This window comes from Mycobacterium sp. SM3041 (assembly GCF_039668335.1).
Classification (GTDB): Bacteria; Actinomycetota; Actinomycetes; order Mycobacteriales; family Mycobacteriaceae; genus Mycobacterium.
Genome location: NZ_JAYXBQ010000049.1, coordinates 132626 through 152197, shown reverse-complemented (window position 1 = coordinate 152197; position 19572 = coordinate 132626). Strand labels below are relative to the sequence as shown.

The following is a 19572-nucleotide window of genomic DNA, read 5'->3' as shown; positions in this document are numbered from 1 at the left end:
CACGAGGCCACTACCGCAACGATGCCTTCGGCGGCCATGTAGCCCAGCGAAATCCAGGACAGCAGTTTGGCTTTGCGTGCGGCGGCATGCCAGGCCGCGTCATGGCCGGGGACCGTGACCGGGACGCAGCAGTCATCGGCGCAAGCAGGCCCGCGCTGGCAGTGTGAGGCCCGCTCGGCCGCTGTTTCGTCGATGCTTTTGTCGGTCACGGTTGTCCTCCGGTGCCGTAGGTGGGGCAGAGTTCGACGGCGTTGCCGGTGGCCGCCAGGACCGTCTCGGCGGCGGCGAGCACGTCGATCAGGGCGGGCTGGGCGAGCTGAAACACCGAGGATCGGCCTACCGGATCGGAGGTCACCAGGCCGCAATCCCGAAGACAGACAAGATGTTTAGAGACCGTCGACTGCGCCAGCCCGACCGCGTCGACGAGGTCGGCGACCCGCGCGGGCCCGGCAGACAGCCGTCGCACAATCGCCAGCCGCGTGGGATCGCCCAGCGACCGAAACAGCGCCGCCGCCGGAGCCAGCTCGATGCGCTGCATCTCAGCAGGAACAGTATTCATCGCCACAGAGCGATTATATCGTCCGTGGCCTAATGGTCTGAATACCCGCGGGTTGTCAGTTTTTCCGGGCGGTGACGCGTTCGACCAGCCCGAGGTGGAAGCGTTGCACCTGGGTGACGGTCAGTGCCGCGCTGCGGCGAATCAGGGTGAGCGGGCGGCGCATAAAGTGTTCCCCACCAAGGGGGACAGTGACGCCCTCGAGTAGTCGTTGGACGATTCGCACTGGAGCAGAGCTGCTTTCGATGTGATCGACGAGGATCAGGTTGCCGCCGGAGCGCAGGACTCGAGTCATCTCGGCGAGAGCTTGCGCGTGGTCGGGGATCGCACAGAGCCCGAACGTGCACACCACAGTGTCGAATGATGCGTCGGTAAACGGGAGATGGTGAGCGTCGGCCTGGCGTAGATCGACCGTGCGGCCGAGGTTGGCGGCGCGCTGTCGAGCCAGGTCCAGCATTCCCTGACTCCAGTCGATTCCGGTCACGGTGACGTCATCGGGATAGAAGGTCAGGTTGAGCCCGGTGCCGACCGCGACCTCCAGGACAGCGCCGCTGGCCTGGCTGCAGGCCCATTGCCGGGAGTTGCCGAACAGGTGTCGATCGAAGAAACCCATTTCCCGGTCGTAATTGCGGGACTTCTTATCCCAGTACCGGTTCCACCTACTCAAGCGATCATCAGAAGCGGTCATGTGCCGTCGCCTTCGGTCTCATTTATGCACTCCATGTTCCGGCGTCTGCAGGCTGTACCAACACCGTCGCGACGCGTCGGCGCATCCCGGGGCGGCGTTAGCGCGGGCCCATCATTGAGCCTGGCCCCATCATCCCCCCGAACCACCCATCATGGCCGGCATGCCGTCGCGCACGAACCCGCTAACCTCGCGGGCATGGGCCCGGATCGCCTCGGCGAGCTGGGGATCATCAGAGGTTTCCTCGGCCACCACCCCGGCCGCGGTGAACGTCAGCTGGCGGCGGTACCCGCGTGCGTTCTGGAACAAGGTCGGCAGGCTCTCGCTCATGCACATCACTTCCGAGCCCTGCGCCAGGTGGCCGTACATGCTCGACACGTGGGCCTTGAGCTGGGCGGCCAATTCCGGGGCGTCCGATTCGGTGGTGGTGCGGACCCCGCCGGGAATGTCGTCAACGGTGCGGCGTAGCTCGGTGTGCCGGTTAAACATCTCCATGTACCGAGCCATGTCGGTGCCGCGGACCCCCATCATCGAGCCGCCGTCGGCCAGGCGCACCGCCGACCGTGGTGATTCAACCAACCCGCGCAGCACGTACGCCGCCGCTGCGACCACGCCAGCACCCATCGTGGCCAGCGCCGCCCGCCGGCTCAGGTGACCAAAATACATGGGACTCACCGCCCCAGGTTCGGGATCGGGTTGCGGAGACGCGCATCATCTGCGCACTGCGTGTCACTGATGGCCATGCCCGGTACCGCCTGTCCTTGGGTTGTGGTGGTTCCTCGGTCGAACGGGGGTGGATGTCTACATGTACATCGGTGGTTGGGGTGGTTACCCCATGCACAAGCTCACGCCGGTAGCCGCCAGGGCACCAATCATCACGGGCCCGAGGCCCGCCAGCACGATCGCCGATACCAGCGCAATCTGGGTGGCGACGCCAAATGGTGCGCGCGGCCCAGCGAGACGCTCTGCGCGATCGAGCACCGCGACATCGGCAGCACCGAGCGCCTCGGCGGGCGCCGCTCCGCACAATGCGATCAGCCCGGACAACAGTGCCGCACCGCCATGGCGCCGGGCCGCTGCATCGTCGGCGCACATCTCCAGCAACCGCGAAACCTGCTGTGCGCCTTCAGCCATCAGCGCGACACCCGGAAACACCCGGGCCACGGCACGCAGAAATGTCATCACCGCGAGGTGGTGCCCGGCCAGGTGGGCGCGCTCGTGAGCCAACACCGCCGCCCGCGCCCGCTCATCGAGCACATCGAGCGCCCCGCTGGTGAACACGATCGCCGGCGGGCTACCGGACACACAGTAGGCCGCCGGCCGCGGCACATCGATCACCACGACGCCGTCGTCAGAGGTACCGCGCCCCACCAGCCGCACGTCCTCGGCGTGCTGACGGGCACGCCGACGCAGCACACCCACGGCGCGGACCAGCCGTATCGTGGCGACGACCGCAGCCACCGCTGCCGCGGCCAGCACACCGCCTACGACCGCCTGCCCCACCCCGCTCACGCCACCGCTAACCGCACGGCACAGCCACGTCAGACACATCACGATGAGCCGATCCAGATGGCCCCAATGGCCGATCAGTTGGGCTGCAATAATCGCCGTCGTGGCCGCCCACGTCGCGAGCACACTGACGATCGCGCTCAGCCAAGCCGCTACCCCGAGCCGGGGAGCCGGTCCGCTTGCGGTCAGCCGCCGCAACACCGGAGGTCCGAGAACGAGGACCACGAGGCTATACCCGAGCAGACACACCACCGTGCTCACTGCGTGGCCGTCCGATTGGCCAGACGCCGCAATGCCGCGCGTAGTCCTGCAGATTCCTCAGGACTCATCTGTTCCACGAAATGCGTGAGCACCAATTCGCTGCTACCGCCGCCGTCGAGCGCGTTGTGCATCATGCGCGCCGTGTACTCCTCACGCGTAAGCGCCACCCAATAGTCATAGGCCTTGCCCTGACGCTTACGGGTCAGCCAGCCCTTAGTGTGCAGGTTGTCCATCGTCGACATGACCGTCGTGTAGGCGATGTCCCGCTCGCTGGCCAGCTCGTCGAACACCTCACGCACCGTCGTTGGCGCGCCCGGGTCCCGATTCCACATACGGTCCATGATGACCGCCTCAAGTTCACCGAATCCTCGCACCCGCACGCTCGCCCCTCATCTCCGCTCGCGGTGTCAGCGATCAGCGTTGCACCTCAGCCTGTTTCCGCTGCCACTATCTACGTACCTAGATAGTAATCGTACCCGTGTGCGGACAGTACGCCTGGGACTTGCACTTGAGCGGCGGCATTGAACACTGTCTGGCGTTCGTCGATATCGTGACCAGCTCGGTGGCCCACCCGGGACCCGAATAGCTGTTGCACCGCTCGATGATCACTGTTGGTACGACAAAGTCGTCGTTCTCTGCGCTCATTGGGACGCACTGCAACAATCCAAACTGGCGATAGAATGTTCGCCGACGATCTGCGCGAGGATTTGGACTTGCCATTTCTCCCGCTTCCGTGGACCGTCGACCAGCTGGCGCCGGGCTTCACCATCTCCGATACCGCCCGCGGCTGGCGCACCCTGATCCGCACCGGGCACGGTTCAATCGGCGCCGCACCTGACCCCACCTTGAGTTTGGTGACGCTGGTCCCACTGTCGCATCTGCTGCTGTGGCCGGCCGCGGCCGTCAAAGCCTCTTTCCTGCACGAGACCGGAGAACCCCTGCTACACAACGGCGGTTACGCGCCGGCACCATAGATCACCCGGCATGCGGCGGTGCATTATCGTCGTATGCAGATGCAGTCGGTATCGGCTGTTCGTGAAGAAGCCTCCCTCACTGAGGGGGGCTTCCTTGTTTCTCTGACATAGACCGGATTGCGGCCTATCGGGACGCCGTTGTCGCACCAGCGGCCTAGTCTGTCGGCCATGGCGGACGTCGACGTTCATCAGCAGTGGGTTGACCACGTTGTCACCCGACACGGTCAGGTGATTCTAGATCGCTTCGACCCGGCCCAGCAGCCGTCGATGTCATCGAATGCGCGGGCGTGATTGCGATGGAATCCAGACGATCCTGACGTCGCCTGGGCACTGGACCATTTCGGCAGGGGCGTGCACCGCGCCGACCTCGCCGAGCTCGCTCGCGACCTCGACACGGTCGCGGACCGGCGGCGGGCGTTCGTGGTCACGCTGTTGTGGGGTGTAGGCACCACCAACCGGTATTACGGCCGGCATTCCCAGGCGCTGGCCAGCCCCGATCTGGACGCCATGCTGGACCGGTCCGCAGCGGCCATCCGCCGGGGAGACCTCGCTGAGGGGTGGTCGGCCATCTATCGCTTACCGGGCCTGGACTTCCGGTTCTTCACCAAATGGCTCTGGGTGACGCGATGACCACCACCTCTGCCCTCGACGATCACCGCCGAACCGCCCAAAAACTCGCCAGCACGCTAGGCCACCCGCAGCTCAGCAGCTCGGTCAGGCCGGCGTCAGCACGAACAGCCTGGCGGTCTTGCATGACCACACAATCGGGCGTCGCCCTGTCCCTACCGGCTGGGGCGTGGGGCCGACGTGGTTGAAGGTGCCGGCGGCCAGAACCTGTCTTCGTAAAGGTATGTGGTGACCTCGACGCAGTGATTGTCGTCGGGGTGGTCGGACACCTCGCCCATCTCGTTGGAGCCGTACGGCATCAGTGGTCCCCCGGCATCAAACCTGCGGTGGTTGGCTTCGTAATCGAGCCGCCGACGCAGGTAGTAGTTGTCGATCCGCGCTGCGGCAAGTACGGCATCGGTGGGCGAGGCAAAGCAGTGAAGGCCTGGTCTAGCCAGACCACTCACTGAGTCAGCTGGTGACTCGATGCGCGTGGTACCGGCCACGGTCTGGGGAGCCGCGCTGGTGGTCGGTTGCGGTGATGTTGCCGGAGTGCAACCGACCGCGCAGATGCTCAAGGTCAAAACGAATGTCGCGACCGACCCAGCTTTCAGGGCTGCGGGCATGGCCTCCCTCTCTGCCTAGTTAAGTTCTCAGCATAGAGAAAAAGGGGGGCCTCCCATCATTTCCACCGGTGGCTAGCTGCCGGTGGTGCCCCATCACCCATCTTGCGGGAATGTCGGGGAGGTCTCTCCGGTCGCCGGCCGCCGCCTGGCTTAGGAGACCGCCGCCAGACTGCCGGCCACCGATCTCAAGCGGAACAAACCGTAATCCCTGGCGATGCCCTGCGTCCGCGCGCGACGGTTCTCTCGAGCCCGAGTGATATGGAGTATTCCAGTTCCGGTGGCCCCGTTGCCATCACGCTCATTTGATAAGCCAGTTCATCATCAGCGCTGAGCACCTGGACGATTGGTGTCGACGGCGGCGACGCGACGGGACGATCGGGGCCGGGGTCGCGGCGGCCACCGAGCCAGGCGCGCCAACCTTGCCGGTCCACGCGGTACGCGGCGATGCGTTGTGCCCGTTCCTCGTCGAGACGGTATTGCTCGGCGACATCGTCCAGTGTCGTCGGACCGACATTCACGCAGCCGTGCACACGGCTGACTAGCCCGAACCGGGCGAGCTCAGCGACGCTGTCATAGGTGGAGCTCAAGGATGTTCGTGCCGCCACGGAAATCTCACGGACAGAATGCAACCCGGCCTCGGTGATCGTCTCAAAGATTCGCCGGTGCTGGTAACCGATCACAGCCCATGCGGGGTGCACATCCACCCCCGCCGGCCGACCAGAGCCGCCGGGGGCAGGGTCCAAGACGTCGGGCTCAGTCAGTGCGTAACGGTCAGCGGTAAGCCCCGACCCTTTCGCCACCAAGAGCACAGGCGAGCCGGGCATGTCCCGCAGCAAGCGCAGCACCGCCCACACGGTCGATTCCGACATCAAGCCCGAGGCGATCGACAGCGACCGCCCCCCAACCGCAACGGCAGCAACGCCATTGACCACCTCACCAGCCCGCGCGGCCGATACCGCCAGCCCCTGCAAGACCGCAGCCACTTTCCAACGCTGAGGATGAGCGCGCAGGGTGAGGTCGCACCACCAGATGGCGTGCGCGAGCCACCGTTCGTGCAGGGGCCAGTCTCCCCTACCCCCTGTGTGCTTTGTCTTGTGCGTGTCAGCGTGGAAAGTGCTCAACTGCGCAGCGACCCATCGTTGAGCTGCCTGCCAGTCACGGTGCAACGCCCGTTGTGCCCGGGTTCCGTAGCGGACATAGGCAGCGCCCAAACCGTCGGCCCATTGGTCTGCCATCAGCTGCTGAATGTCAGCCAGGGTCGCACCGCGCCAGACCGCATGAGCGAGAACCGATTGGCGCGCTTCAGACCGACTAGGCCAACGGCCATCCGACGCCATCGCCCCGGTGCGTGCGAACTGCTCCACAACGGCAGGGATCGGGCTGTGGCGACGGTAGGCGGGCCTCAGGACAACGGTGGCCATGTCCTCTCCCTCGAAGGCCTCAGACAGCGTCGGTGAAGGCGCCAACCGGGTCGACGAGGCCACAGCGGACGGCTGCTCGGCGCCGAGCAGCGCGCTCAGCGCCCCAACGAACTCGAGGCCGCTACGGCGCGTGAACGCCTGCTCGGCCTGAGCGACACTGCCTTTGAGCACCCTGATTCCGCCCTCACGGCAGACTGAACCCGGGACGGTGATGCAGCCGGTGACATCGTTGAGCATCGGCGTGGGATCAAGGGTCGGACAGCGGGCGGCGAGCGCATACAGAAGCGGCCGAAGTTCGTCGACGGTGGCGGCGCGCTGCAGCGGGATCAGGATGTGCGCGCCACCGGAAGTGGATTGATCGACGACAGCTGAGCCATCACAATCCTTGACCCAGCACAGGATTCGCTGAGCGTCGCGGGCAACAGCTTCTGGCCCCAGCTTTTTCGCATCGAGGTCCAGAGCGAGGAGTCGACTGCGGCCACGGTTGTACAGCGGAACAGCCGCCGGCCGCTCTGGCACTTTCCGCGTCAGCGCGTAGGCGTGCTCAAAGCCTTCCTCGGCAGTCCACAGGCGCATGGTCGGTCGGGCTGCCATCAAGGGCGCCAACGACTTCCACACACTTTCGCCTGCGGTCGTAACACAGTCGTGTCCGACGCGCGGGGTCACAGCGACGCCGGCTGCATGCGGGCATGCGCTATCATCAAGTGTCCCTTCAGGGGAAATGGATATGCACCACCGGCCGAGCGGGAACTCGGCTCACGAAGCCTTCGGCCTGCCAGCCGGGGGCTTCGAACTTTTAGACAGGTGGATAAACCTCTTGCCAGTCATCAAGCGGCAGAGGTGAATTCGGCATCTGGATCACACTGAGCGGTATCCGGTGGCCTTCGAGGCCGATGCACTCATCACGCCGTAGCGTGTGCGTGAAGTGTCAGGCATGCGCCTGGCTGCTGGCCGCCTTCGGTTGGCGGCGTACTGACATGTGGACCTCCCACTCCCTCAAATCGAGTCGACAGACTTAGGGAATGGTCGCATGCGAAAACGCGGTCTACCGCGATAGACACGCGGTAGACCGCAAACTGAAGTGACGCCTGTGACTACAGGGACAGCGGCTTACGAGGCCGTCGCCAGCGCCCCAGGCTCGCTGTTAGCCGAGGCCAACGCGGCTTCAAGGTCGCCGGCCAAACGGTGCCTCGCCAGGTCGTTCGCGTTCTTGAAACCAAGCCTGACCGCGTACGCGTCCAGGGCGTCACCCACTTCGTCGGTGCCGATACGGAACGACACCACACGCTTCAACTTGCGGTTGTTCGATCCGCTGACGCTCCGTCGCGCCTTCTCCGGCCCGCTCTGTCGTGCCATCGCCCGGCTCCTTATCCGCTCAGTCCGAAAACAAGTCATCGACGACCTGCGCAAATGTTCACTAATAGGACGTTGAGAGAAGAATAGGGCGCTACCTAGCCTGCGCGGTGTACCGCGTGCGGCGTGTCGCTCACTAAGTGGGCATTTGAGGTCTTCTTACCGGACATCGGTGCACGTCAAGCCGCTGCCGAAATCATGCCACTGACGGTACGATAAGCAATGCTCCAAATTGGAGCCCACACCCTCACTCTCGGACGGCGGCATGACACTGGAAGCGAGCCCACAACCGGGCCGACCAGCCATGACCGCTCGCGAAGCAGCCCGAACTATGCGCCTGGACGTGCGCACCGTCCGCCGCATGCTCGAAAGCGGCGAGCTCGCCGGGTACGTCCAACAGGGCTCCAAGCAGCGGCGCTGGTACGTCTACGCCGACCAAATCACCTCAGGCCCCACTGCTGGCGCCGCCGCTGCCCGCAGCGGAGACGCCGCCCTTGCCGCCGAAGTGCAACGTCTCCAAGCCGTCAACAGCAGCCTCGCCGACGCCAACACCGAACTGACCGCGAAACTTCTCGCCGCAGAGGAAAGCAACCGAGTTCTGTTGGCGGCCCAAGCCACCCAACGCGAAGCCTTCATCCAGTACCGAAAGTCGGTCGACGACATCCTCAGCGGAGTCGCCGGCTACCGGCAAGCAGCCGAACACTTCGAACGCGCCACCGCCGGTCTACAGACCACCGGAGCGCTACTCACCAACGTCATAGACAACTACAGCGAAGCGCTTACCCAGCACGGCATCCCAGGCCATCTCGGCGCGCTCATGGACGGCCCGTCAACCAACTCCTGACGATGAACGTCAATTGCGCACGGCATGGCACGGTACGGCGAATCTGGCGTCTCTGATGCGTGTGATTGCGGTGCGCTCGAGTGCGGCAGTTTGCGGCGTCAGCCGTGAGAGACTGCCCAAGCGACGGCGAAGTAGGTGAGGATCAAGCCCATCCCAATGAGCAGGGGCCCGATACGGTAAGCGGCGGTGTGAGTGTGAGCCTTGTTGATGCGGATGTAAATCAACGGAGCTGCAATCAGCCACAGGACCACCGCAACATAAGAGCCGATATGCAGGGCGTAAAAGGAGAATCCCACCGCGGCCAGGATAAAAGTCACAAGAAACCAGAATCCAATTCCGGCGGCGAGACCTATCGCTAGGAACCCCATCCACTGAATCCGGTTCTTACTCATACGTTCATTCTACGGCGCCTGCCCGACACATATTCGCATGAGTGGTGCGAATCTCATCGTTTGACCGCAGAATCATTGACCTGGCCCATAAGTAACGTATCCCTTGGCATTAGCAATGTTTCGGGTCAAGTTGTCTATGTACGGCTGCCACACAGCATGAGCAACGCCTGTGTACCCCGACCTTAGCGCGGGGCTAAGGATTGGAATATCTTCTGATCCCGGCCCTTGCGTGATGAGGCCATGGGTGGAGAGGTGGAGTTGACCGCCCTGTTCGAAGAACCGGAAATGAATGATGCTGTCAGGCCCATCGACATGGCCGGGAAGGGTCACAAATTCGATATCGATTGCCGACGCAGTTCGCTGAACTTCGGTCACACGCACCGGAAAATCCAACAGTTTCTGCCCGGCGGTACGAATTTCGAGTGGGAGCTCGTCACCGACGTTAGGGAACCCTTTCGGCGCTCCCCCCATGGGAAAGTTGCAATTGAAACAACGATGGAGTTCGTTCCAGACATCGTCGATCGATGCCACCGAACCCGCGTTAACCGGCAACTGACCGTTTTTGAATGCTTGGATTTCACTGGTGAAGTCAATGTTGTACTGCCACGGAGTTTCCGGTAGCGGCTGCTGCGGGCTCAACGGAGCCGTGGTGTAGTCCACAGCTTGGGCTCCTGTGCCCTTCGGCAACTCGTCGCCACCGGCGCCGGCGTTCATCGCTTTCAAGCCAGCAGCCTGCTCAGCTGCCACGGACTCCTCCACCGTCGCCGCTGACCGGCCTTGATACTTGGAAACAATCTCGATGATTTGCGCCTGCCCAGCCGGCGAATCCGGATCGGGGACTGCAGAAATTTCAGCGGCCTCCATCCGCGAGTTCCCCAAGATCGCGGCCGCACCCTCGACGTTGATCCGCCTACTGGTGTCTACAGCCTCGGCGCCGGCATCGAGCATCTGCGCAGCACGCTCGAACGGCAGATGATCCGTACTGGTTGCTGGGACATAGGACCGCAACACCGCATCGGAGAAATCCGTCCCGATCACGCCCGCGCGGACACCGAGAATACGAGGGATGAAATCGCTGCGGACCCCGGCACTCAAATCGCGTAGACCCTCACCGCCTTCGGCATTGGGCCCAAACATCTCGAAGTAGCGGCGGTGCTGTTCCTGCGAGGCTTCGACGAACGCATCCAACAGGGCCACCGGCCAAATCTAACGCACGCGACACGCCCATCAGCAACTTGCCGGTCCTGGCCGGCTAACTTTGCTTTCAGCAGTTCCGACACTCGGCGCCGTCACCCCTCCCCCAAACACAGCAATGCCCGCAGGTTGGGGAGCCCGCGGGCACCAAGCTCCCGCGATCGGCAACTGGGCTGAGCATGTGATCCGCAACTGGGACGAGGATTTCGTGTCTTGGCCTCAGGCCCAACGCGAGGAGTTGGACCGCGAGGTCTGTGCCCACATCCAGCGGGCCACTGTGATCTACCGATTGCCGGATATCCGCGCTACCGCTCAGCATGATTGGGGTGACATCGTCGGTGGCGACGCCGGGTTCCACGAGTTCGTCGTCATCGATCGGACCGCGGGCGAGTTGGCGCTAGTCGTCGCCAGCGACGACTAGGTCGATGGCGGCCTGCTGCGTAATGCAGCCTGCATAACCTCAATATGCGATTTCATGCACGACGCGTGATGCTGTTGTTGCAGCACAACATAATCCGAACCGAATACGGCGTATGTCGTTGTTAGACAACATGTTTCAGTACCGCGCAAGGTCAGTAAAGCAGGAAAGGTGCAGGCGGGACGCCAACGTGAAAGTACGCGTGGGACCGTTTCTATGCTTCGCCAAAATGACGTCCGCTTCACCAGCGCGGGGACTGTCTCTATCGTAGGCATCGGGGCGGTGGATCAGAAAGCACAGGTCGCAGTCCTGTTCCAAATTTCCGCTTTCGCGAAGGTCGGACAGTTGCGGCACCTTGTCGACTCTTTGCTCCGGCCCACGGTTGAGCTGGCAGACCGCGATCACCGGGATATCGAGTTCCTTGGCCAAAAGTTTGAGATTGCGGGAGATTTCACCCACCTCGGCCTGGCGTGAATCGAAGTGCTTGCCCGAGGTCATCAGCTGCAGGTAGTCCACCACGATCAGTCGAAGATCGGTTTTCTGTTTGAGCCGGCGAGCTTTGGCGCGGATTTCCATCATGGTCAGGTTCGCCGAGTCGTCAATGTACAGTGGGGCCTCGCTGATCTCCCCCATCCGCCGCGCCATCTTGGCCCAGTCATCATCGCTGAGCCGACCCGAGCGCATATCGCCGAGTTTGATCCGCGCCTCCGCCGACAGCAGCCGCATCACGATCTCCGACTTGCTCATCTCCAGCGAGAAAATGATGCTTGGCATCCGGTGCTTGATCGAGCACGACCGCATAATGTCAAGGGACAGAGTCGATTTCCCGGCACCAGGGCGGGCCGCGATGATAATCATCTGCCCGCCGTGCAGGCCGGTGGTCAACTCGTCGATATCGGCGAACCCCGTCGGCACACCACCGCCCAGGCCGTCACCGGACTGGATCGCGTCGAGCTCGTCCATCGTCGGCTGCAGCAGATCGTCGAGCACCATGAAGTCTTCCGAAGACCGCCTCTCGGTGACGTCGAACACCTCGGCCTGGGCACGGTCGACCACCGCGGCGATATCGGCACCCTCAGCGCCGGCGTAGCCGTACTGCACGATCCGGGTGCCGGCCTGCACCAGGCGCCGCAGTATCGCCTTCTCCGCAACGATCCCGGCGTAGAAGCCGGCGTTGGCGGCTGTTGGCACCATCGAGATCAGGGTGTGCAGGTACGGGGCACCCCCGATCCGCGTCAGCACACCGCGCCGGTCCAGCTCGGCGGCCACCGTGACCGCATCAGCCGGCTCCCCCGACCCGTACAGATGCAGGATCGCGTCGTACACCGCGGCGTGGTTGGGCCGGTAGAAGTCACCGGGCCCCAGCTTGGCCAGCACGTCGGCGATCGCGTCCTTGCTCAGCAGCATCCCGCCCAGCACCGACTGTTCGGCGTCCAGGTCGTGCGGCGGCTGCCGATAGTCACCGGGCTCCTCGGGCGCTTGCTGGCGGCGCCGTGTGCGCGGCGGTGGGTCGTCCAGGTCGGTCATGCCGGCATCCATTCCTCGAGGTCGCTGGCCCCGTCGAGCTCGGCGGCGATGACCGGCCAGCACTGGTCGCACACCATCGATTGCAGCGGCAGCTGCGGCCGCCGGGTCGCGCTGTGCGATCCGCACACCACGCAGTCGCAGTTGCCGATCGCCAGGTCCATCAGCAGATCGGTGCTCAGCGACGTGAACGCCGGAACCTGCAGCGCCGCAGCCGATGCGGGCTCCTCACCGAGCACGTCGGTAGCCCACTGGGTCAGCGCGTCGGTCAGCGCCAGCTCGGGGTACAGCCGAGCAGCCCGACGCCCGGCCCCGGCGATCGCATAGACCTCGTCGACGACGGGACCGACCGTGGCCTTGTGGGCCTGCAGCAGCCTGACCCGCTGGGCTTCGGTGGTGACCGTGACGACATCGGCGTACCAGCGCGCTGCGCGGGCCGCGGCGCTCTGACGGGTTTCACCGGTGGCTTCCTGGGCCGTCGAGGCCTTCCGGGCCGCCCGCCGTGCAGCCAGGCCACCAGGCTCGACCACGGCGGGTCGTGTCGGCAGCAACTGCAACCGCGCCAGCAGGAACGCTCCTGGCCGCTCGACACGTTTCGGCGAGTTCCACCCCCGGGCTTTCGTGTCAGCATCCAGCGCCTGCATGAGCGACTTGCCCGTCCAGGCAGCCAGGTCCAGGCCGGAAGCCATCAGCGCATCGCAGATTTGGCCGATGTGACCGTGCCCGAAGCTCAGCGGCGCCTCACGGACGAGGTCGGCGGCCAGCAGCTGCACATGCAGGGGCCGCGGAGCGCAGCGACGCTGGCCCCGCTTCGGTGCTGTTTGGGGGGGATTGGATTTGGGTCGCCGCGCACGCTCGCGTGCGCTTGGTGAGGAAGATCTTTCTGGAGATACCCGCCTATCCCTACGGGATGGCGGTAGATCGCAAACCGCCCGTGCACCGGCCTCTTTGTCTACAGGCTTCGGGCGGCTCACCAGATGCCAGACGGCGGGCCGCCATGCCCCACGGGCCGAGTCCGGGGAACCGTGCCCCTGCCGAATCAGAACGGCAAGGCCGGCAGTGCTGAGCACTTTGCGCACGGTCGACACGGTGCGTTCGGAGCACCCGGCGCCCTGGGCCACCGTGGCATTGGTGACCGCGCAGTGCCGGCCACTGCTGTGGTCGGCGTGGGCGGCCAGGACCATCGCTGCGCGCAGCACACGGTCGGGCCGGATGTGCAGGCGTGCGCATTCCGTCAGACCGTCCTCGGTGGCCAGCCATGCGGACAGTTCGGTGAGCCAGCCTTTGCGGCTGGTCCACATGGGTAGCGGCGCCTCGTTGGCCTCGTCGGCTTTCTCGCTGACGCGGACGATCCACTCGCGGCGCGCGTGGCGAGCCTCGGCCCGCGCCGAGCGTGAGCACGCGTACTGCAGCGTGATCTCGCCGTCGGCGAAGACGACGCGTTGTGTGCCCGCGCCGCGTACCCGGTTGCCGGGTGCCGCGGTGTGGGATGCGGACCGTCGTGGCCCGCGCGCGGCATCAGAAACCTGCCCGCGGTGGGGGGTGTAGCAAACTTCCGGAGCTGTAATTTCACGGTCACGACACGCCCATGAATTCTCTGCGTATCCGCAGTTCACAGGGTGTTTTTGTGAAAACCGGCTCGAATGTCTTGAGCTTTGCTCAGGGTAAGGGTTACCCTGAGAAGGACCTCGTTGCATTGGTCTTCCCTCGGTTTACCGGGGACTTGAGAAAGAAGTTGGCGCTTCGATCTCACAGAGACTTCGGAGTTGGCGCTCCGAGGTTCGGCTCTTAGAAACTCTCCTTAGACATCCCCTTCGGGGGATGTCTGTCTGGATGTCCGGAGTTGGCGCTCCGTTGATTCGTCTCTCAGAAACTTGTCTGGATGACCCTTTGGGGTGTCCAGACCTCTTAAGTCCCGCTATCCAGTTGTCAAAATCTCCTCAAACGGAGATGGTTAGTTGAGCTGTGTAACCTCCTTTACCGAGTCGTTACCCTCCATCCGACCACGCCACTGGCCAGCGGAAGTGAACCGACACGACCGGTCGGCAGTGTTGCCAGCACCACCAGGGCCGATGTCGCAGGAAGCGACACCTGTCACAGCAGTCACAGGTAGCGAGCGCGCCAGGTGCCCAGCGCCCACGCCAACGATTCATCGGTCAACGACGCCGCGATATCGCGGTCAAGCGCCAGGTCATCACCGACCCGCGCGCCTGGCAGCACCGCCCGTCGCCCCCTCCACGTCGCTGCCTTGCTGATCAAGCGTTTGAACACGGTTCAGTCCTTTCCGGAGTGATCGGACGGGGTTTGATCACTGCTGACACCGCCGGCGGCCAGCGCCCGCCGCAACAGCGCCGCATAGGCGTTCTTGGTCATCGGAGGCGTCATCGACGCGCCGAGCTCGGCCAGCGACCCGCCAGGGTTGGCAATGCGGTGCTCCAACGCCGCGATCCACCGCTGCACGTGTGCTTCGGCCTGTTGCTCAGCCAGGGCCGCTACCGCGCGGCGCGCCAGGGCGGCCTGCTGCCGGCCGGCGTGGCTGGCACGCTGCGCGTTGATGTCAGCGCTGATCTCGGCCCAGCGGGGGTTGTTGGCCATCAGGCCGCTCCCCACGCGCTGTCGAGCAGCTCGTAGTACCGAGCAGTGGCCGCCAGTACCGAACACGGGGCGGTGACGACGCACTCACCGGTGGTCAAGCCCTGACGCTCGCCACCCCATGGCCCCGCGGCGAACGTGCACGACGCGCAGACCAGCGCAGCATCTGGGCACGCGGTGACGCCCGCGCCGTGGACGTCAGCCATGCTGTGCCCCTGTGCGCAGGCTTCGCACACCGCCACCGTCGGGCGGTGCCGGGCGACATGGGCCAGCAGATCCGAACGGTGACCGGGCTCGGCCGCGGCCCCCGGCGGCAGATCAGCCAGGATCGCGGTGAACACCTGCCGCAGCAGGCCGTGGTCCGTGCCGCCGGCGGCCCGCGTGTACAGGTCGATTTCCTGCTCGACGGTGCCCATGTTGAGGGCCACCACCCACCCGCACCGCTCGCACCGGCCCTGGCTCAAAAACTCACTGTCGTAGGTGAATTGACCCATGCGACGCATGTACTGGGCGCGCGTGCCACACACAGAGAACACCTCGACATCAGAGCGGCGGGCGCCCCTGGCGACGGCCTCAGCGATACGCGGCCCGTGCCGCTTCAAATCCACCGCATGCAGCAACCGCCACTGCGCTCCCCCGGCGCCGATACCGAACCGGTACTGCGGAAGCCGCGTGCCTCCAACAGATTCCACCGACGGTGCTCTCCCCCTACTCACGCAGTCCTCCTCACTGCTTGCGGCCGCGCGGCCTGCTGCAAAAACTGGGCGGCCAAACGCTTGATCTGCTCGTACTTCTCGGGCGTCATCCGCTCCGGTGCCGACTGCCCCACCGCGTCACCGGCACCGGTGATGAGGGCGTCGGCCTGCAACTGCTTGATGTCGAGCGTTTCGAGCATGATCGGGTCGGATCCGTAGTCCGTGGTCGCAAAATAGGCGCGCACCGGTTTGGTCTGACCCGGCCGCCCGGGCCGACCCATGGCCTGCTTGTGCACCGCCGGGGACCAGTCCAGCTCGCCAAACACCAACGTGTTCACCACTTTTTGCAGGCCGTCGATCCCCGCGCCCGAGCGCAGCGACATGATCAGGACCCGCGAGCGGCCGGCCATGAAGTCATCCAGGGACCGCTGTTTCTGGGTGTTCGTCTCCCGGCCCGTGTACATCGCCGGGCGGTAGGCGGACAGTCGCTCGGCCCAGATGTCCTGCACGGCGTGGTGCCAGCCCAGCAAGATGACTCGCATCTCGGTCTGCAGCAGCAGCTTGACGAAGTCGGCGACAAATGGCGCTTTGGCGAGTCCGGTGTGCTGGCGCATCATCCAGTCGAATTGCCCTGCCGCAGACCAGCGTTGGTGCGGGTTCGCAGTTTGGTCCAGGATCAGTCGGGCCAACGCCACCGCGTTGCCGTCGAGTTCGCTGAGCACCGTGGGATCTGAGGGCACCGACTGCTCGATCGGAATGATCGGCGGCACCTCGATACCGACCTCTTCGAGGGTGCGCCGCAACAGCAGCCCCTGTGAGATCAAGTGGGACCGCAGCGCCGTCGGGTCGTAGACCTGCGTTTTGGTGTCCAGCCCCGAGGTGTGGCACCACTCTCGCGCGAACTCGCGTTGGTCGCCCAGCGCGCCCGGTCGCAGCACGTCGATGACGTTGTAGATCTCGCCGCCGTAGTTAAATAGCGGCGTCCCCGACAGGCCGATGCGGTAGGTGGCAGCTCCGGCAACGGTTGCCGCGGCCTTGTACCGCTCGGAGTCGTTTCGGCGTAGCTCGTGCACCTCGTCGAAAATGACTGTGCGCACAACACCTTTGAGATGGTGCTGCCACTTGGCCAGCTTGGCGTAGTTCATCACGATCAGGTCGGCGGTGCGACCGCGGCGCTGCAGTGAATGAATCTTCCCGGTCTTCACTTCGATCGAGGTCAACTCCGGGTAGAACTCGGCGAGCTGCCGCCGCCACTGCTTAGGCATCGCCCCGGTCAGCGTCACCGCCAACGCCGGCCGTGCCCGCGGATCCTCCAATAACGCCAGACCGGTGAACGTCTTGCCGGCGCCGAGTTCGTCGGCAACGCACACTCCGCCGGTGGCCCACACCAGGTCCCGAGCGGTGCGCTGGTAGCTGCGCAGCGGAACTGTCGGCGACACCCAGCCCGGCCCACCGGCAACTGCCAGCTGTCCGCCGGCCAGGACGTCCTGCACGGTGCTTTCCTGGCGCCGGTGCTCATGGGCCATTGCCCGCAGTCGTTTGCGATCCTCGGCTGAGGCTTTCATCGGCCACCGGTCGGTCAGCCACTCCAAATCACGCGCCACTTCCAAGGTGCCGCTGAGGGTGACGGTCCCTCGGGTGGTGGCATCCACCCGCGGGAAAATCCGTTTGATCCGGATCATCACGTCCGGGGCGGCATCGATCTCCCAGGCCTTTTCGGGCAGCCACCGATACTGGCCGACAACGCGCGCCGTCACAGCGACAGCCCCGGCCCGGGCAGCGCCACCATCCGCACCGGCACACCGAGAATTTCGGCTGGCATACCCGACAGCGACGACAACCGCGGTGTGGCCACTACGAGGGCCTGCACCCGGTCGTGGGCGGCGTACCGCACCAACTGGCTCAGCACCGCCGAACCGCTGGCCCGCATCTTCACCTCGACGGCCACGCAGCCATCGACCAGGAAGTCGGGCCGGTCCCGCCTGCTCAGTCGGAATTCGCGGTCAACCCGAAAATCATGCTCCCGCAGCACCTGCTCGATGCCGTCCTGCAGCGCGATCTCCCGCGCCGCCCGGTACACCCGCCGCCCCAGGACCGCCACGATGTGGTCGGCGATCGCCGCCGCCTCCAGTGCGGTGCGCGGGGCCCGCTGCGGCGCGCTCACCGCGACACCCCACGCGCCGGGCTGTCGAGGACGTCCGAATCGGTCAGCAGTGCCACCCACCGCGGGTCGACGTCGACGAAATCGGGGTGCGCGTCAGCGGTCAACGTCGACAACTGTGTGTTCTTCGACAGCCGGGACGGGTGCCGCGGCTGACCGTCGGCCGTCCACCCCAGGCAGGCCACCGCCCCACCGGTGCGACGGCAGATGTTCCACAGCCGGGTGGCCACCGCCCGGGCCCGGGCCGGGTCGGCGTTCGAGCCCCACGCGAACACGATCAGGTCATGTCGGGCAGCTTCCCGGTCGAGGTGCTCGTCATTGATCGAGCTGATCGGATCGGCAATGCCCGCAACAGCTTTCGGGTCGGTCATCACGACGTCGCTCAAATTCAGCAACCTGACCGCGTGATAGCCGAACCGCTCGGCGAAATCCATGTCGCGGCGGGTGGTCTGGTCGTCTTTGTGTTCGTCGGCATCTGACGGATTCAGCGACACAAACATCAGCGCCGGCCCCGAGCCCCACCGCCGGGTCAGCCAGTACCGGTACCGGCGATCGTCGGAGAACTCCGCGTCACGATCGACGTGACCCCACACCGGCAGGTTCAAATCCAACGTCAGCGTCATCACAGACCTCTTTCATTGGTAATCAACAGCTTTCGAGCGCGGGGGAACTCGTCCCAGATTTGCCCGTCGAGCTCGCGGCCGGTCTTGTGCTTGCCGAGCTTCCACATCCCGACCCAGTCCCCGCCTTCGGTGGCGCGCTGCTCGTCGGCGACCTCACCGGTCGCGGCGTTCACCCAGGCGTGCGGCTCCCACAGACTGGGGTCGGCTGGGGTGGCCGTCCACTGGCCCCACTGTTTGAACATGAACGGAACCCCGAACTGCTCGCACTGATCGCGCAGGCTGCGCGCCCAGTCCGGGTGCATCGGCCGCGCTGTGTGGCCGGTTTCCCCACCGACAATGACCCAGTCCAACGCCGGCACGTCGGCGCACGGCCGACCCATGTCGGTGTTGCGGCCGGTGAGCGCGTTGATCTGATACATGCCGGCCGCGTGCGGGTAGCCCTCCACGTCCAGGTGGGTGAGGTCGATCGGGCCCAGCAGCGGCTCCAGACTGACCCCGCGCACCGCCGCCGGGGTGTCCAACAGGGCTGGGATCCGCAGCCGCGCATAGTCCTGGTTCTCGGCGCTGACGAACAGCTGCACGTGTGGCAGCACGGCGAAGTTCCCGCGAGCGAACCCGTCCAGTGCGGCAGAGATCACCTCGTCGGCGATCTTCCACCGATTGCCCTGCGCCAGAACCGCATTGATCGCCATATAGACCAGGCCACCGAACCGATCCGAGTTCAGCAGCGAATGCATCCGGCCGTGTCGCTTGGTGAAAATCAGGAAGGTGTGGTGCGGCGCGAGGGCCATCATTGCCCAGACCTCGGCGATGTATTCGGCGGGCACCTTGGCGTGAAACAAGTCCGACATCGAGTTGACGAAGATGCGCCGCGGCGGTTTCCAGCTCAACGGTTTGTAGATCTTGTCCGGGCGCAGCTGCAGATCGAACCCGTGCTCGAAGTAATGCCCAGGCTTTCCTCGAAATCGTTCCGCGAGCACCTTCGCAAAGCACGAATCGCACCCGGGGCTTACCGCGTCACAACCGGTCACGGGATTGGTGGTCGCACCGGGGCGGCCGTCATCGCCGCGGGTGAACTCGATTGACGTGCGATCAGACATGGCTCACCTCGCCAATCCAGATGTGCTGTTCCCCTGGA

At 64.9% G+C, this 19572-nt stretch carries 24 protein-coding genes and 2 pseudogenes; 6 read left to right on the top strand and 20 right to left on the bottom strand.

Annotated elements, in window-relative coordinates; all coding sequences use genetic code 11:
* From VXD91_RS17110 to VXD91_RS17085, 6 genes and pseudogenes are all read right to left on the bottom strand, one after another.
* Nucleotides 1–209: pseudogene (locus VXD91_RS17110) on the bottom strand (hypothetical protein); the annotation flags it as partial.
* Nucleotides 206–538 (bottom strand): metalloregulator ArsR/SmtB family transcription factor, encoded by a 333-nt coding sequence (locus VXD91_RS17105; RefSeq protein ID WP_346415933.1) that lies wholly within the window; start codon nucleotides 536–538, stop codon nucleotides 206–208. The pseudogene VXD91_RS17110 and the gene VXD91_RS17105, both read right to left, overlap by 4 nt.
* A 76-nt stretch (nucleotides 539–614) precedes the next feature.
* Nucleotides 615–1244 (bottom strand): class I SAM-dependent methyltransferase, encoded by a 630-nt coding sequence (locus tag VXD91_RS17100; RefSeq protein WP_061005450.1) that lies wholly within the window; start codon nucleotides 1242–1244, stop codon nucleotides 615–617.
* A 97-nt stretch (nucleotides 1245–1341) separates the two neighbouring features.
* Nucleotides 1342–1907, bottom strand: a pseudogene (locus VXD91_RS17095) (hypothetical protein).
* Between the two features lie 162 nt (nucleotides 1908–2069).
* Nucleotides 2070–2975: a M56 family metallopeptidase gene (locus VXD91_RS17090; RefSeq protein ID WP_234785383.1), complete on the bottom strand. Its 906-nt coding sequence runs from the start codon at nucleotides 2973–2975 to the stop codon at nucleotides 2070–2072.
* Between the two features lie 32 nt (nucleotides 2976–3007).
* Complete coding sequence (locus VXD91_RS17085; protein ID WP_293020466.1) at nucleotides 3008–3391, bottom strand: BlaI/MecI/CopY family transcriptional regulator; 384 nt, start codon at nucleotides 3389–3391, stop codon at nucleotides 3008–3010.
* A 300-nt stretch (nucleotides 3392–3691) separates the two neighbouring features.
* Here VXD91_RS17085 and VXD91_RS17080 point away from each other — a divergent pair, with 300 nt between their 5' ends.
* The 3 genes from VXD91_RS17080 to VXD91_RS17070 all read left to right on the top strand — a co-directional run bounded on the left by VXD91_RS17080 (nucleotide 3692) and on the right by VXD91_RS17070 (nucleotide 4615).
* Complete coding sequence (locus tag VXD91_RS17080) at nucleotides 3692–3985, top strand: Imm61 family immunity protein (RefSeq protein ID WP_293020468.1); 294 nt, start codon at nucleotides 3692–3694, stop codon at nucleotides 3983–3985.
* A gap of 168 nt (nucleotides 3986–4153) precedes the next feature.
* The gene (locus VXD91_RS17075) at nucleotides 4154–4276 is read left to right on the top strand and encodes a hypothetical protein (protein WP_293020470.1); all 123 of its coding nucleotides are present in this window, start codon (nucleotides 4154–4156) and stop codon (nucleotides 4274–4276) included.
* Entirely contained in the window at nucleotides 4277–4615 is a 339-nt protein-coding gene (locus VXD91_RS17070) for a hypothetical protein (protein WP_293020472.1), read from the top strand.
* Nucleotides 4616–4767: 152 nt separating this feature from the next.
* Here VXD91_RS17070 and VXD91_RS17065 read toward each other — a convergent pair whose 3' ends face one another.
* The 3 genes from VXD91_RS17065 to VXD91_RS17055 form a co-directional block, all read right to left on the bottom strand.
* Nucleotides 4768–5058, bottom strand: a complete 291-nt coding sequence (locus VXD91_RS17065; RefSeq protein ID WP_293020474.1) for a hypothetical protein — start codon at nucleotides 5056–5058, stop codon at nucleotides 4768–4770.
* Nucleotides 5059–5402: 344 nt separating this feature from the next.
* Complete coding sequence (locus tag VXD91_RS17060; RefSeq protein WP_293020476.1) at nucleotides 5403–7232, bottom strand: hypothetical protein; 1830 nt, start codon at nucleotides 7230–7232, stop codon at nucleotides 5403–5405.
* Between the two features lie 516 nt (nucleotides 7233–7748).
* Nucleotides 7749–7994, bottom strand: a complete 246-nt coding sequence (locus VXD91_RS17055; RefSeq protein ID WP_293020478.1) for a hypothetical protein — start codon at nucleotides 7992–7994, stop codon at nucleotides 7749–7751.
* A gap of 328 nt (nucleotides 7995–8322) precedes the next feature.
* On the opposite strand from VXD91_RS17055, the gene VXD91_RS17050 reads away from it, so the two are divergent.
* Nucleotides 8323–8835, top strand: coding sequence for a hypothetical protein (locus VXD91_RS17050; protein WP_293020480.1), 513 nt, complete (start codon nucleotides 8323–8325; stop codon nucleotides 8833–8835).
* Nucleotides 8836–8933: 98 nt separating this feature from the next.
* On the opposite strand, the gene VXD91_RS17045 is transcribed toward VXD91_RS17050, so the two are convergent.
* Together VXD91_RS17045 and VXD91_RS17040 are read right to left on the bottom strand one after the other, a co-directional pair.
* Nucleotides 8934–9227 (bottom strand): hypothetical protein, encoded by a 294-nt coding sequence (locus VXD91_RS17045; protein ID WP_293020482.1) that lies wholly within the window; start codon nucleotides 9225–9227, stop codon nucleotides 8934–8936.
* Between the two features lie 72 nt (nucleotides 9228–9299).
* The gene (locus VXD91_RS17040; protein WP_293020484.1) at nucleotides 9300–10424 is read right to left on the bottom strand and encodes a hypothetical protein; all 1125 of its coding nucleotides are present in this window, start codon (nucleotides 10422–10424) and stop codon (nucleotides 9300–9302) included.
* 205 nt (nucleotides 10425–10629) lie between these two features.
* Here VXD91_RS17040 and VXD91_RS17035 point away from each other — a divergent pair, with 205 nt between their 5' ends.
* Nucleotides 10630–10842 (top strand): hypothetical protein, encoded by a 213-nt coding sequence (locus tag VXD91_RS17035; RefSeq protein WP_293020486.1) that lies wholly within the window; start codon nucleotides 10630–10632, stop codon nucleotides 10840–10842.
* A 135-nt stretch (nucleotides 10843–10977) separates the two neighbouring features.
* Here VXD91_RS17035 and dnaB read toward each other — a convergent pair whose 3' ends face one another.
* Entirely contained in the window at nucleotides 10978–12357 is a 1380-nt protein-coding gene (gene dnaB / locus VXD91_RS17030; protein ID WP_346415934.1) for a replicative DNA helicase, read from the bottom strand.
* Nucleotides 12358–12362: 5 nt separating this feature from the next.
* Entirely contained in the window at nucleotides 12363–13136 is a 774-nt protein-coding gene (locus VXD91_RS17025; protein WP_293020490.1) for a hypothetical protein, read from the bottom strand.
* Between the two features lie 499 nt (nucleotides 13137–13635).
* Between VXD91_RS17025 and VXD91_RS17020 the strand changes: the two genes are divergently transcribed.
* Nucleotides 13636–13911, top strand: a complete 276-nt coding sequence (locus tag VXD91_RS17020) for a hypothetical protein (RefSeq protein ID WP_293020492.1) — start codon at nucleotides 13636–13638, stop codon at nucleotides 13909–13911.
* A 555-nt stretch (nucleotides 13912–14466) separates the two neighbouring features.
* On the opposite strand, the gene VXD91_RS17015 is transcribed toward VXD91_RS17020, so the two are convergent.
* From VXD91_RS17015 to VXD91_RS16985, 7 genes are read right to left on the bottom strand one after another with little or no spacing between them, the layout of a single operon-like run.
* Nucleotides 14467–14634, bottom strand: a complete 168-nt coding sequence (locus VXD91_RS17015; RefSeq protein ID WP_293020494.1) for a hypothetical protein — start codon at nucleotides 14632–14634, stop codon at nucleotides 14467–14469.
* A gap of 3 nt (nucleotides 14635–14637) precedes the next feature.
* On the bottom strand, nucleotides 14638–14958 hold the full coding sequence (locus tag VXD91_RS17010; protein ID WP_293020496.1) for a helix-turn-helix domain-containing protein: 321 nt from the start codon (nucleotides 14956–14958) through the stop codon (nucleotides 14638–14640).
* Entirely contained in the window at nucleotides 14958–15647 is a 690-nt protein-coding gene (locus tag VXD91_RS17005; RefSeq protein WP_293020498.1) for a hypothetical protein, read from the bottom strand. Before VXD91_RS17005 ends, VXD91_RS17010 begins: the two co-directional genes overlap by 1 nt.
* Before the next feature lie 20 nt (nucleotides 15648–15667).
* Nucleotides 15668–17407, bottom strand: coding sequence for a DEAD/DEAH box helicase (locus tag VXD91_RS17000; protein ID WP_293020499.1), 1740 nt, complete (start codon nucleotides 17405–17407; stop codon nucleotides 15668–15670).
* Nucleotides 17404–17814, bottom strand: a complete 411-nt coding sequence (locus VXD91_RS16995) for a hypothetical protein (protein ID WP_293020501.1) — start codon at nucleotides 17812–17814, stop codon at nucleotides 17404–17406. The genes VXD91_RS17000 and VXD91_RS16995 overlap by 4 nt, the downstream gene beginning before the upstream one ends.
* Nucleotides 17811–18434 (bottom strand): DUF1643 domain-containing protein, encoded by a 624-nt coding sequence (locus VXD91_RS16990; RefSeq protein WP_293020502.1) that lies wholly within the window; start codon nucleotides 18432–18434, stop codon nucleotides 17811–17813. The genes VXD91_RS16995 and VXD91_RS16990 overlap by 4 nt, the downstream gene beginning before the upstream one ends.
* Nucleotides 18434–19534, bottom strand: coding sequence for a phage Gp37/Gp68 family protein (locus tag VXD91_RS16985; RefSeq protein ID WP_293020503.1), 1101 nt, complete (start codon nucleotides 19532–19534; stop codon nucleotides 18434–18436). The genes VXD91_RS16990 and VXD91_RS16985 overlap by 1 nt, the downstream gene beginning before the upstream one ends.
* Between the last annotated feature and the right edge of the window lie 38 nt (nucleotides 19535–19572).